Raw genomic sequence first — 13,338 nt, 5'->3', positions numbered from 1 at the left:
AATGCCGTATCGAATGCCGCGTGCCGCTCACTCGTTCGCCGCCTTCGCCGAAGGCAGCCGCGAGATGAGCCGCAGCGACACGGTGAGCCCTTCGAGCTGGTAATGCGGTCGCAGGAAGAATTTCGACGTGTAGTAGCCGGGGTTGTCCTCGACCTCGTCGACGACCACCTGCGCGGCCGCCAGCGGCTTGCGCGCCTTGGTTTCCTGGGACGAGTTCACGGGGTCGCCGTCGACGTAGTTCATGATCCAGTCGTTGAGCCAGCGCTCCATGTCGTCGCGCTCGCGGAACGAGCCGATCTTGTCGCGCACGATGCATTTCAGGTAGTGCGCGAAGCGGCAGCACGCGAACAGGTAAGGCAGGCGGCCGGACAACCGCGCGTTCGCGGTCGCGTCGGGGTCGTGATACTCGGCCGGCTGGTACAGCGACTGCGCGCCGATGAACGCCGCGAAATCCGAGTTCTTCCGGTGCACGAACGGCATGAAGCCGTTCTTCGCGAGCTCGGCTTCGCGGCGGTCGCTGATGGCGATCTCGGTCGGGCATTTCTGGTCGACGCCGCCGTCGTCGGTCGGGAACGTATGGCTCGGCAGCCCTTCGACCGCCCCGCCCGACTCGACGCCGCGAATCGACGAGCACCAGCCGTACAACTTGAACGAGCGGTTGATGTTCGCGGCCATCGCGTAAGCCGAGTTCGCCCACGTGTAGCGGTCGTGATTCGCGGCGTCGGTGTCTTCCTCGAAGTCGAATTCGTCGACCGGATTGGTGCGCGCGCCATACGGCAGCCGCGCGAGAAAACGCGGCATCGCGAGGCCCACGTAGCGCGAATCCTCCGACTGCCGCAGGCTGCGCCAGCCCGCGTATTCGGTGTTCTGGAAGATCTTGGTGAGGTCGCGCGGGTTCGACAGCTCCTGCCACGAATCCATCTGCATCAGTTCCGGCGACGCGCCCGCGATGAACGGCGCGTGCGCGGCCGCCGCGATCTTCGACAGCTCGCCGAGCATCTCGACGTCCGGCGGGCTGTGATTGAAGTAGAAGTCGCCGACGAGGCAGCCGAACGGCTCGCCGCCGAACTGCCCGTATTCCTCCTCGTAGATCTTGCGGAACAGCGGGCTCTGGTCCCATGCGACACCCTTGTAGCGCTTGAGCATCCGCGCGACCTCGTTGCGCGACGCCGGCAAGGCCTTGATCTTCAGCAGCTCGTCGGTCTCGGTGTGCGTGACGAGGTAATGCAGGCCGCGCCATGCACCTTCGAGCGTCTGGAATTCGTCGTGATGCAGGATCTGGTTGATCTGCTCGGACAGCTTCCGGTCGATCTCCGCGATGATCTGCTTCACGCTGCCGTATGCGTCGGTCGTCATGCCGACCGTATGTTCGAGCGCCTGTTGCGCGAGCGTGCGCACCGCGCGCTCGACCGACTCGCGCGCCTCGGCGGTCTTCGGCTTGAACTCCTTCTGCAGCAGCGCGGCGAACTCGCCGTGCGCGACGGCCGGCTGCGCGGCGTCGCGGGTGTTGCGAGCTTCTGCGCGGGACTGGACGGGGTCATTCATCGCGGGCCTCCGGTTGGGTCGCGTCGCCGGCCTGCGCATCGGCGCGCGGTTCGCGCACGAGCGTCTTCAGCAGGTCGGGATCGTTGATCGCGCGCTCGATCAGTTGCTCGGCGCCGTGCTTGCCGTCCATGTACGACAGCAGGTTCGACAGCTCGGTGCGCGCATCCAGCAGCCGGCGCAGCGCGTCGACGTTGCGCGCGATCGCCGCCGGCGAGAAATCGTCGATCTGCTCGAACGTCATGTCGACGTTGAGCATCCCTTCGCCCGTCAGCGTGTTGGGCACCTGGAACGCGACGCGCGGCGCGACCGACTTCATCCGTTCGTCGAAGTTGTCGACGTCGATCTCGAGGAATTTGCGCTCCGGTAAATCGGGCAGCGGCTCGGCACGCTTGCCCGCCAGGTCCGCGATGACGCCCATCACGAACGGCAGCTGCACCTTGCGCTCGGCGCCGTAGGTCTCGACGTCGTACTCGATCTGCACGCGCGGCGCCCGATTGCGCGCGATGAACTTCTGTCCGCTGCCTGCCGCCTTCGTTCTGTCCGTCATCGTCCGCTCCTTCACATCGATCAGATTGCGTGTACGTCGCCGCCGCCGGGCGGCTTGCCTCATTCGCTCCGCTCGCCGCTCAGCAGGTCCAGCTTCGGCAGGCTCTCCGGAGCGAGATCCCGGATGATTTCGTAGAAGTCGAGCGCGAGCAGCCGCTGCGCACGCCGCAGCAGCAGCGGCGCCGGGTGGCTCGGCTCGTGCAGTTCGAAATAGCGGCACATCTTGTCGATGCCGAGCCGCACGTCGTCGCGGCTCGCGACCTCGGCATCGCGCCAGGCCTGCCCGTTCGGCAACGCGGCCGGCGTGGACGCGCCGTGCGCGGCGCCGGATGCGGCCGGCGCCGCCGGAATCGAACCGTCCGCTGGCCGTGCCGCGTGCATCGGCTCCGGCTCCGGCTCCGGCATTTCGTGCATGATCCGTTGCAACGCCTTTTCCGTGTCGCTTGCATCGGGCGACCATTCACTGCCGAGCCGGTCCGTGACGTGCGCGCGGATCGCATTCAGCGCGCCCAGCACCGCGCGCACCGCGTCGATCGGCACGCGGCCGTCGTCGCGTGCGGTCGACAGCGCGGCGACCAGGCCGTCGCGGCTGACTGCGGCCGGGCCGCCCGTTTCGTCGCGGCCGTCGAGCGCGCGTTCGGCGTCGCGCACGCTCGGGCCGCCGTCGAACAGCGGCTGGCGCCGCGCCGCGCGCGCGCATTCGTGCGCGCCGGCGACATCGGCGAGCGCGTTCATCCGCAATGTCGGATCCGGTTCGCCATCGGCGTCGAGGCACGGATGCAGGTCGTCCCACCAGCGCCCGATCAGACCGGCGACGACCGCGAGCCCGTCCGCGTAGCCCGGAATGCCGTGCTGCTCGGTCCAGCTGCGCGCGAGATACGCGGCGACACGCAAGTCCTTCGTCCGCTCGCCCAGCGCGAGCGCAAGGCGCTCGACCGCGCGCCAGTCGGGCGTCTCGGCCGGAATCACGGTGTCGCCGTATTGCTGCTCGGCGCGCGGTGTCGCCCGCTCCTGAAGCTGCAGGAAGTCGGCGTCGTATTCGAGGTTCGGACCGCACGGGGCTTCGGGCGAGACCTCCGCCAGCAGCCGGCCGATCAACTCGGCGCGCGGCGTCGCGGCCGGCAAACCGGGCGACGGCGGGGACAATGCGGCGGCAGCCAGCGCCGCCTGGCTGACGTCATTCGAATGCATAGTCGATGTTGACCGGTTTGCTGCCGAAGTCGATCGCCACGGTGCGGTGCAACGGCGGCAGCGAGCCGTTGCGGATCTCGATCTGATAGACGCCCGGTGTCAGCAACACCGAGCGCAGCGGCGGGCTCGCGCCACGTCGTGCGCCGTTCACGTACACGTCGCCCCACGGACGCACGTTGAAACGGACCTGGACGGTTTCCTGTTTCGGCGGGCGCTGCTCGACGGCCGGCGCGTTGATCGCGGCAACGGCCGTCGCCGCTTCCGATGGCGACGCCGGCGCGGGCACCGGTGCGGTCGACGGCGGCGCAGCGGCCTCCGACGGCGGCACGTTGACCACGCGCTCCGATGTGTCGAGGCTGCCGGCCGGCGCGATGGTCGCGCTCGAACCGGCTTGCGACGGCGTGACGCCGGCGATGTCCGTGGCGGTCGTCGCGACCTGCGGCGCGGGAATGGCCGCCCCCGCAGCGGGCGTGCTGGCCGGCGCGGCGGCCAGCGAGGGAGGCGGCACCTGCGCGGACGATCCGGCCGGCAGGCTCGACGGCGGCACGACGATCGGCGTCGGGCCGCGCTGCGCGAGCATCGCGTCCGACGCCGCGCCCGAGGACGCAACGCCCGCCAGCGGCAGGCTTGCCCCCGCTTCCGGTTCGCCCGCGACTTTCGCGGGACGCGACAGATAGGTCGCGGCGATGCCAACGACGATCATTGCTGCCAGCGCGCCACCCACGTAGATCTTCGTGCGCCGGTTGCCCGCCGCGATGAACGATGGGCGGCGCGGCGGGTGGATCGGAGGCGATGCACCCGGCGACGGCGTGGATGTGGAGGCGCCAGCAGCGCCAGCAGCGCCAGCAGCGCCAGCAGCGCCAGCAGCGCCAGCAGCGCCAGCAATCGGCACTGCCGTTCCGTTCAGGTTTCCTGTATCCGTTGCACGGCCCTGCCCGCTGTCCGCCCCGGCGCTTCCCGATCGCACGCCGGCATCCTCACGCGCCTCGGGCGTCGAAGCCGACCGCTCGTCGTTCGCCTCTTCCTTTGCACGCCCCTCATCACCTTCACGCCCGTCGGATCGCCCGGTTTTCGCGGAAGTCGACGCCTGCGATACGGATGACGAAGCAGTTGCAGACGTGGGCGAAGTCGATGAATGCAGGGCTTGCGCAGCCGCCGTCGACGCCAAAGGCCCGCGATCGTTCGGCTTGTCGCCAGCCCCGGCGGACGCGGTAGACGGCGTATCGGAAGTGCTCGTCGGGCCTTCAGGCCGCTCAGGTTGCGACGACCGCACACCCGGTGTTGCATCGCCCGACGCCGCTGCCGCCCCCAAAACACCGGAAGCCACCTTCCCTGCTCCGCCGCCGCCGGCATCGGCGGCCGGCGACACAACTGCCGCACCATACCCGCCGCCCGTGCGGTCGAGATCGCGCAACCCGAGTTCCGCCGCGAACGCCGCGACCGACTCCGGCCGATCCGGGATCCGCAACTGCAACGCGTGATCGATCGCCGCGAGGAACGCCGGGCTGTACACCTCGCCGGCCGGCAACTCGCGCGACGCGAGCGGCCGGTACGTGTCCTTGATGCTGCGCACGACGGCCGCGGGCGGCAGTTCACCTGTGATCAACGCGTGCATCACCGCGCCGAGCGCGTAGAGATCGGTCCACGGCCCCTGGCTGAACGCGGGGTCGTCGGTGTATTGCTCGATCGGCGCGTAACCGGGCTTGATCATCATCGCGCCGTCGTCGACGAGATCGCCGATCCGCTTGCGCGCCGCGCCGAAGTCGAGCAGGATCGCGCTGCCGTTCGGGCGGATCAGCACGTTGTCGAGCGCGACGTCGCGATGGAAGCACTGCGCGCGATGCAGCGTGTCGAGCGCGCCGAGCAGCGCGCCGACGATGTTGCGCAATTGCGTCTCGCTCATCCGCACACCGCCGTCGAGCAGCTGCTTGAGCGTGCGCCCCTCGTAGAACGGCATCACCATGTATGCGGTGCCGTGGCTCTCCCAGAAATGCAGCACCTTCACGAGCCCCGGATGGTCGAATTGCGCGAGCAAGCGCGCCTCGTTGAGGAACGCGCCGCGTCCCGCGTCGAACGCCTGGGCGAACCGCTCGGAGCGCAGCGACACCGTGTAGTCGCCGCCGCGCGTCGCGAGCATCGACGGCATGTATTCCTTGATCGCGACCGCGCGCCGCAACGTGCGGTCGAACGCGCGATAGACGATGCCGAAACCGCCGATGCCCAGCACCTCGTCGAGCTGCAGCTCGCCCAGGCGATGACCGAGCGGCAGCGGCCGCACCGTGAATTCGGGCGCGTCGCCGCGGGTCGCCGTGTCGTGCTCGTTGTCTCTCGATGAAGGGTCCTTCATGTCTACCTCGCGATACCGCATCCGTATTGCCTGCGTTGCCAGCCTCCGACCGCCGACCGGCACCGTCAGCTACCGCCGAACAGCGTCAGGAACAGCGCGTTGTCGGGTGCACCTGTATGCGCATGCGTGCGCAGCGGCGAGCCGTCGGCGCGATTGGTCCACCAGAAGCTCGTCCCGCCGTGGGGATCGAAATAACCGGACAGCCCGGGCCACGCGGCGAGCGCCGGTCGTTCGGGCAGCGTTGCCGGCATCCCGTCGACAACTTCCGCCGGCGGCCCGCCGCCCGGCGCGAGCCGCACGCGGTCAAGCGTCTCCTCGAGGTCGACTGGCGCGCGCGCATGCCGAATCGCGTCGAGCAGCGCGTGGCCGATCTGCCAGTAGAACGCGTCGGCGGCGTCCGGCAGCCCGTTCCAGTAGTCGGCCGCCGGCATCGGCAGCGTGACGATCACCGGGTAGTAGCGCCCGACGCGGTCGCAGCTCGGCGCGAGACAACCTGCCTGCACGCACGACGCGCCGGCGCCCGCCGGCACCAGGAAATTCCAGACCGGCGCGACCGTGTAGTGGCGCGCGATCTCGTCCGGGCCACGCTGGCGCATCGCGGCCATCCCCTGCTGAAGCCAGCGTTCCCACCACTGCGCGAGCGCATGCGGCAGCCGGCTGTTCACGAAGTCGCCGGCGCCGGGGATCTTTCCGTACCAGGCCGGGGCGTCGCCATCGGCGCGCGTGAGCGGCGGCAGGCGGCTCATTGCTTCGGAGGGCATGTAAAGGACTCCATCTGGGGCAGCCTGAACGGATTGCGGACACTGCCCGCATTCACCTGCAGCACGAGCGGTTTGCCGTCGACGGTGAAGCGCGCGACCATCTGGTCCGACCCGCGCCCGGCCGACACGGCCGCGCGGTCGAACAGCCGGTGCAGCGCCCACGGCCCGTTGGTCGTGAAGCCGTCGGTCGCGCCGGCCTGCCCCGACACCTGCAGGCGCACCTGGTTGCTGCCGCGCGTGCCCGGCCAGTCCACCGCGCTCTGCACGAGCGGGCCGTGCGCATAACGGACGATCTGGCCGTCGACGTCGAGCACCATCTCCGTGAGCGACGGGTCCATTTCGAGCGGCTGGATCTGCACCTTCAGTTGCGCCGTGCGTGCGCCGCCGCCGAAATAGGCGTCGCGAATCACCGCGGCCTTCTCGAACGACGAAAGCATCGCGGCCGCCGCCGGATCGGCGTCCGCGTTGCGGTTCGCGAAACGCCACGGATGCGACGTCGTATCGACGATCGACTGCAGGTTCTTCTGGAAGAAATCGTCCATCAGGCCGCCCGGCGCGAACATCTGCGCGAAATCCGCCGGTGCGACGTCGCGCGACGATCCGCGCGCGAACGGATAGCGGCCCGCGATCGCCTGCCGGCAGAAATCGCCGACGTTCGCGCCGGCCCGCTGCGCGACGCTGCGCTGCTCGACGGTCGCGACGCTGCCGTTCGCGACGTTCGACAGGTCGTCGAGCACTTCGCGGAACGGCGTGGGCAGCCGACCGGCCTGCGCGCGCAGTCGCGCGGGCGCGTCGGACGGCGGCGGCTGGGCGCCGCTGCGCAGCGCATCGTCGGTGGCCGTCAGGTACGTATAGAGCGCGTCGATCGACTTCAGCACCGCGTCGAACGCCTGCGCCTGGTCACCGCTGCCCGGCGCGAACGCGCGCAGCCCGGCGAAGTGGCTGTCGACCACCTGCTCGGGGCTCGCGGGCGCCACCGCTGACGGATTCGCGTCGCTCGCGCCCTGCCCCGCGAAGATCTGCGACAGCGAACTGCGCGCCTCGTCGACCTTGTCCTGCGCGCGCGACGCGAGATTGCGCGCGCCGCCCGGCGCGTCGCCGAGCGCCGTGTCGCGTGCGAGTGCGATCATCAGCCGGGTGAGCGGCGAATCCGCCGACGACAGCGCGCGCGCGACCTGGATGCTCTGCGCGAGCGTCGCCGTGCGCTGCAGCTTGATGTCGGCGAGATGGTCGTCCCAGATCTTCAGATAGTCGTTCAGGTACAGCTGGCGGATGTCGCGCGCCCATGCGGCGGCGTCGTTCGGCCCGGGGATCTCGGACAGCCCGAGATTCAGCACCCACACCTCCTCGCGCCCGTATGCGTCGACCTCGCCCGCGAGGCGCGGCGCGAACACGTTCCGATAGCCGTTGCGCGTATACAGGCCCGGCACGCCTTCCGACAGCGGCTTGCCGCTCTGGCGGCGGAACACGAGCGACGCGTCGGGCCCCACCGCGCGCGCGACGCTGAAATCGAACGCGGACGTCGCCGGCCGCAGCGTGCGCGTGAGCTGGCGATACAGCCGCTGCGAGAACGGCACCTGCCGCAGCCGGTCGCGCACGTCGGCCACGAGCCGCTCGTTCATCGGATACGGCGACACGGCCACCCGGTTGCCGAACAGCGCGGCGAGATGCGCGCGCAGCGCCGAGCGTTCGGCCGGCGAGAAATCGGGCGGCAACGAGCGCTCCATTTCCAGATCGACGACGGCCTGCACGAACGCGGGATCGTAATGCGCGCTGTCGTACAGCATCAGGTAGGCCTTCAGCGCCGCATACGCGTAGTCGGTTTCGTCCGGCCGCGCATCGCTCAGCGCGGCCTCCATCCGGCGCGCGGCGATCGGCAGCAGCACGTCGTCGAGCGCGCGCCGGTACACGGCGTCGACGGCCTCGTCGATCTTCTCGCCCTGAAACAGCCCCCAGCGGTACGCGAGCGGCGGATGCGAGCGGTCGACGCCGCCGGCATTCGCGAGCCCGCCGAGCGCATCGAGCACCGGCAGCAGCCGCGCGATGTCGGCCGCATCCGAGAACTTCGCACCGGCGATCTGCGCATCGACGGCGGGCACCTGCTGCGCGATCCGGTCGAGATACGCGCGATTGTTCGCATAGCTGCGCAGCCAGGCGGCCAGCACGACCACGCTCGCGAGCGCGAGGAGCGCATAGCCGGCGATCTGCAACACGCGCCGCTTCTGATGCCAGCGCAGGTCGCTGCCGGCGAGCGCGGCTTCGCGGAAGATGTGCTCCTGCAGCAACGACTTCAAGAAGAAGCTGCGCCCGGTCGAGCCGACCTGGGCAACCGGCGGCACGCCCTCGATCTTCAGGAAGCGCTTGATGCCGCTCATCACGCGGTCGAACGCGGTGCCTTCCTGCGTGCCGCTCGTCAGGTACACGCCGCGCAACATCGGCATCGGCTCGAAGCTCGACACGGAAAACACTTCGGCGACGAACTGGCCGAGCATGTCCTGCAAGTCGGCGACCTGCTGCGGCAGCAGGTACGCCATCTCGCGCTGGCGCGCGTCGGTCTGTGTGGCGAGCAGCTCGGGCAGCCCGTCGTTCAGCCGCTGGTGCAGCAGCCGGTATTCGCGGTCGAAGTCGGCACGCAGGTCGAAGCCCGGCGCCTCGCTTTGCGCGAGCGGGAACGTGAAACCCCACACCTGCGCGCATTCCGCGCGGCCGAAGCCGCCGAAATACTCGGCGAAGCCGGCCAGCAGGTCGGCCTTCGTCACGAGCAGGTAGACGGGAAACCGGATGCCGAGCTGCGCCCGCAGCTCGAGCAGCCGCTTGCGCAGCACCATCGCGTGCTGCGTGCGCTCGGCTTCCGACGCGCCGACCAGGTCGGCGACGCTGATCGTCAGCATCGCGCCGTTCAGCGGCTGGCGCGTGCGGTACTTCTTCAGCAGTTCGACGAAGCCTTTCCACTCGGCTTCGTCGAGTGCGCGGTTGCCTTCATGGGTCGTGTAGCGGCCGGCCGTGTCGATCAGCACCGCGTCGTTCGTGAACCACCAGTCGCAGTGCCGGGTGCCGCCCACACCGCGAATCGCGGCACGGCCGAACTGCTCGGCGAGCGGAAAACTGAGCCCGGAATTGACGAGCGCGGTCGTCTTGCCCGAGCCTGGCGCGCCGATGAACACGTACCACGGCAACTGGTACAGATACTGGCGCGACATCCGGTCGAACCAACGCGCCAACCCCTTGCGCGCGGTGTCCGCCTGCCCGAAGCGGACCTTCTTCAGCAGCGCCGCGGCCTCGTCGAAGCGGCTGCGCAGCTCGTCGAGCTGGGCCTTGGCCGGGTCGTCGGCGTTCGCCGGCCCGGGCGCGGCCTCGCGCAACTGGTTCAGCAACTGCGCGTTCAAGCGGCTTGCGTGCCAGCTTCGCCACGCCACGCGTGCGCCCCACGCGGCGAACAGCACCGCGATCGTCGCCGCGCGCGCCCAGCCGCTTTCGAGCGGGCGGATCTCGGCGAACGCGAACAGCGGCCCGGCGAGCCACACGAAACACGCGAGCACGACGAGACCGGCGAAGGTCCAGATCTCCCGCGACGGCAACGGCCGGACGAAACGCGCGACAGCCTGGTTCATGTCAGTGCGCTCCCTGCGTCGCGCCGACGGCGGCACTGCCGGGCGCCGGCAGCAGCGTGATCTCGACGCGCCGGTTCAGCGCGCGGTTCGCGGGCGTATCGTTCGGCGCGACCGGATCGAGCGTGCCGCGCCCCTCGGCCGCGAGTCGCTCCGGATGGTCGAGGCGCGCGGCGATCATGCCGCGCACGGCCTCCGCGCGCTCGCGCGACAGGTCCCAGTTCGACGCGAAACGTGCCGTGTGCACCGGCGTGTCGTCGGTATAGCCGGTCACGCGCACGTTGCCGGGCACCTGCTCGAGCGCATCCGCGACGCGTGCGAGCACCGGCGCGTAACGGTCGATCACCGACGTCGAGCCGGACTTGAACAGCCCGTCGCCGCGCAGCACGATCACGCTGCGATCGGCGTCGTCGCGCACCGACACGAGGCCGGCCGCGATCTCCGGCGCCAGGAACTTCGCGACGCGCGGCGCCGCCGGGCGCGGCGGTGCCTGAGCAGGCTGCAGCTTCGGCACGTGCAGCGCGTCGATCGACGCGAACAGCCGGTCCGAATGCCCGGCCAGCGCGATGCGCAGCCCGACGAACACGCCGAAGCCGATCAGCAGCGCAAGCGCCACGCAGACCCAGAGCGGCACGACGAAGCGACGCGACACGTCGCGCGTGACGACGTCGCGCCAGTGCGGCGACAGCGCGGGCTCGAATTCGCCGCGCACCGAGCGGATCGTGTGAGCCAGTTGCCAGCGCAGCGCGTCGAGCTCCGCATGACCGTTGTCGAGCACCCGATAGCGGCCCTCGAAGCCGAGCGCGAGACAGAAATACAGCAGCTCCAGCAGGTCGAGGTGCTGGCGCGGCTGCTGGGACAGGCGTTCGAGCAGGTGGAAGAACTTCTCGCCGCCCCAGGTTTCGTTGTGGAACGACACGAGCAGGCTGTGCGACGACCACACGCTGCCGCCCCACGGCGTCAGCGCGGCTGCTTCGTCGAGCGCCGTGCACAGGCAGTAGCGCGCGCCGATGATCGCCTCGGACGGCACGCCGGCTTCCTGCGCGCGAGCCTCGAACTGACGGATCTCGACGACGAGGTGCTCGCGCAGCCATGCCGGATTCGGATGATGGACGGTCGAGCGGATCTGGGGCACGAGATTGAGCAGCGGGTTGGCTGCCGCGACGAGCGGATTCGTGCCGCTGGCGGCCCAGCGGCCGGGGCGCGGCTGCGTGGCCGTCGGCCCGGCCGCGCCGGACGCGGCCGATGGATGCATGCCGCCCGGATTCGGCGGCACGAACCCGCCTGCGCCGGCGGAAATCGAATCGGAGGAAGAATTCATCGCGCTGCCCCGCCCTCACCCGCGAATCGCCCAGAACTCCATCGAGAGCCCCGGAAATTCGCCGGCGAAATGAAATGCGAGACCGCCGGAGCGCGCCAGCTGCTTCCACAGGTCGCTGCCCTTGTCGATCTCGAAGTACGTATGACCCGCGTGATACGGGATCTGCCGCGGCGCGACCGGCAACTGGCGCATCGTGATGCCCGGCAGCTGCAACTGCACCAGGTCGCGGATCCGCTCAACCGGGCCGAGCTTCGCCTGCGCCGGAAACCGCGCGCGCAGGCTGTCGGCCGGCACGTCCGCGCGCACGGCCAGCACGAAGCCGGCCGTGTCGCGCAGCGCGGGATCGGCGAGCGTCGCGACCCGGATGCCGTTGCCCGCGTCGCGCAGCTCGATCTGGATCGCGTTTTGCTCCAGCACCGTCGACAGCGACCGGCGCAGCTCCGTCATCAATTCGGCGAAGCTCGTGCGCAGGTCGTCGTGCACGTAGACCGCGAGCGATTGCGGGCGCCGGCCGGCCGCCGTGAACGTGCTGAGGTCGCATGCGAGCTTCAGCCAGTCGCGGAACAGCGCCTCCGGATGCGTCGCGACGTCCTGTTGCGCGTGCCAGGTCAGCGCCAGATAGCGGTTCACCAGTTGCAGCAGCAGGAAATCCGCGACTTCCGATACGCCGCCGCGCCCCGGCTCCGACAGGCGCTCGGCCAGCGCGTCGCTGCGCTGCGTCAGCAATCCGTGCAGCTCGCGCGTGTATGCCAGCAACGCCGCGTCGTGCTGCGCGACCAGACGCGGCGGAATGTAGCCGTCGTCGACGAGCAGTCGCGCGTCGGTGCGCCGCTCGACGATCCGCACGACGCCGAGCGCATGCCAGTCGCCGGTCAGCTCGGTGTCCAGCATCAGCCGGACGTTCAGGCGCCCCGTTTGCAGCAGTGCGGGGCCGAGCGCGACCGCGTTCGCATCGGCCACTTCGTATTCGCGAACGACGTAGCGCGCGACGTCCGCGCCGCCGTTGCCGCTTGCGTTCCCGCCGAACGACACCTCCTCGCCGCCGCCGCGCCACAACGGCAGCGCGAGCACGACGAGCTGGTCCTTCGCATCCGGTGGCACGTCGAGCGGCTCGGGCAGATCGTCGGGATGCGACAGGTCGAACGGCGTGCCGTCGCGCATCACGCCCGCCGCCGCGCGTAGCGCGACCTTGCCGAGCGCGAGCTGCTCCCGGTCGATCTCGAGCGTGTCGAAGCCCCAGTAGAAGCCCTGCAGCGGCAGGCAGCGCAGCGCGACGTAGCGCTCCCAGTGCCGTTCGAGCTGCTGGAAATGCTGCGGCCGAAGGAACATCCCTTCGGTCCACACCACGCGCTGGCGCAGTGCGGCGACCGGCGTCGCGGACATCGTCGGTTCGGTCATGGGCGCCCCCGCGTGTCGTTCAGCGCGAGACCGCCGTTCCTCACCGCGATCGACAGCTTCAGCTCGCCGGGCGACGTCTGCCAGAACTTGTATACGTTGAGCTGCTTCGCGCGCGGTAGCGGCACCGTGAGGCGCCAGCGGTTCTTGTCGAGCATCCGGTATTCGGCGATCACGCCGACCGCGCCGGCCTCGACGTTGCCGCGGTAATGCAGCGTGCGCGACTCGCCCGGGCGCAGGATCACGCGATCGGTGCCGAGCAGGTCCGCGCCGAGGATGTTCTCGGGCTTGTCCTGCAGCGAGAAGAAGTCGGCGCCGTCGAACGCCGATGCCGCGCGCAGCTGGAACACCTTCAGCACGATCGGCGAAGGCTTGCGGTTGAGGTCCGGATTGACGTCGGGCGCCACGTCGACGGTGATCGCATACGGCACCGCGGCGGCACGCTCGGTGGCGCCGCATCCGGGCAACAGCAATGCACATCCCAATACGATGAACCCGCTCGACCGCCGGCGCATATTTCATCCTCGCAGCGCAATAATTCCCCCGTCGATTTCCGTACGCGAAACCGACACCTCTAATTAAAAGGGGACAATTAATTGACCGGTAATTATGTGACTTGCATAT

The 13,338-nt window shown here is 69.7% G+C and carries 9 protein-coding genes; all 9 read right to left on the bottom strand.

Annotated features, from left to right (window positions below; translation table 11 throughout):
- Positions 1 to 27 precede the first annotated feature (27 nt).
- The 9 genes from tssC to tssJ all read right to left on the bottom strand — a co-directional run bounded on the left by tssC (position 28) and on the right by tssJ (position 13,229).
- Positions 28 to 1,545 (bottom strand): type VI secretion system contractile sheath large subunit, encoded by a 1,518-nt coding sequence (tssC, locus tag WS45_RS14015; RefSeq protein ID WP_059525500.1) that lies wholly within the window; start codon positions 1,543 to 1,545, stop codon positions 28 to 30.
- The gene (tssB, locus tag WS45_RS14010) at positions 1,538 to 2,092 is read right to left on the bottom strand and encodes a type VI secretion system contractile sheath small subunit (protein WP_059525499.1); all 555 of its coding nucleotides are present in this window, start codon (positions 2,090 to 2,092) and stop codon (positions 1,538 to 1,540) included. The genes tssC and tssB overlap by 8 nt, the downstream gene beginning before the upstream one ends.
- Before the next feature lie 59 nt (positions 2,093 to 2,151).
- Positions 2,152 to 3,282 (bottom strand): type VI secretion system protein TssA, encoded by a 1,131-nt coding sequence (tssA, locus tag WS45_RS14005; RefSeq protein ID WP_082721911.1) that lies wholly within the window; start codon positions 3,280 to 3,282, stop codon positions 2,152 to 2,154.
- On the bottom strand, positions 3,269 to 5,629 hold the full coding sequence (locus tag WS45_RS14000) for a serine/threonine-protein kinase (protein ID WP_059700412.1): 2,361 nt from the start codon (positions 5,627 to 5,629) through the stop codon (positions 3,269 to 3,271). The genes tssA and WS45_RS14000 overlap by 14 nt, the downstream gene beginning before the upstream one ends.
- A 65-nt stretch (positions 5,630 to 5,694) precedes the next feature.
- Positions 5,695 to 6,390, bottom strand: coding sequence for a type VI secretion system-associated protein TagF (tagF, locus tag WS45_RS13995; protein ID WP_156437139.1), 696 nt, complete (start codon positions 6,388 to 6,390; stop codon positions 5,695 to 5,697).
- A complete protein-coding gene (gene tssM, locus WS45_RS13990; protein ID WP_059525492.1) occupies positions 6,372 to 10,001 on the bottom strand; it encodes a type VI secretion system membrane subunit TssM in 3,630 nt (1,209 codons plus the stop codon). Before tssM ends, tagF begins: the two co-directional genes overlap by 19 nt.
- 1 nt (position 10,002) lies before the next feature.
- Positions 10,003 to 11,319, bottom strand: a complete 1,317-nt coding sequence (locus tag WS45_RS13985; protein ID WP_059700410.1) for a DotU family type VI secretion system protein — start codon at positions 11,317 to 11,319, stop codon at positions 10,003 to 10,005.
- A 15-nt stretch (positions 11,320 to 11,334) separates the two neighbouring features.
- Positions 11,335 to 12,717, bottom strand: a complete 1,383-nt coding sequence (gene tssK / locus WS45_RS13980; protein WP_059525489.1) for a type VI secretion system baseplate subunit TssK — start codon at positions 12,715 to 12,717, stop codon at positions 11,335 to 11,337.
- Positions 12,714 to 13,229, bottom strand: a complete 516-nt coding sequence (tssJ, locus tag WS45_RS13975; protein ID WP_059525486.1) for a type VI secretion system lipoprotein TssJ — start codon at positions 13,227 to 13,229, stop codon at positions 12,714 to 12,716. Before tssJ ends, tssK begins: the two co-directional genes overlap by 4 nt.
- Positions 13,230 to 13,338 lie beyond the last annotated feature (109 nt).

This window comes from Burkholderia sp. RF2-non_BP3 (genome assembly GCF_001522185.1).
In the GTDB taxonomy this organism is placed as follows: domain Bacteria; phylum Pseudomonadota; class Gammaproteobacteria; order Burkholderiales; family Burkholderiaceae; genus Burkholderia; species Burkholderia diffusa.
This window is presented reverse-complemented; position numbering and strand designations above follow the sequence as displayed.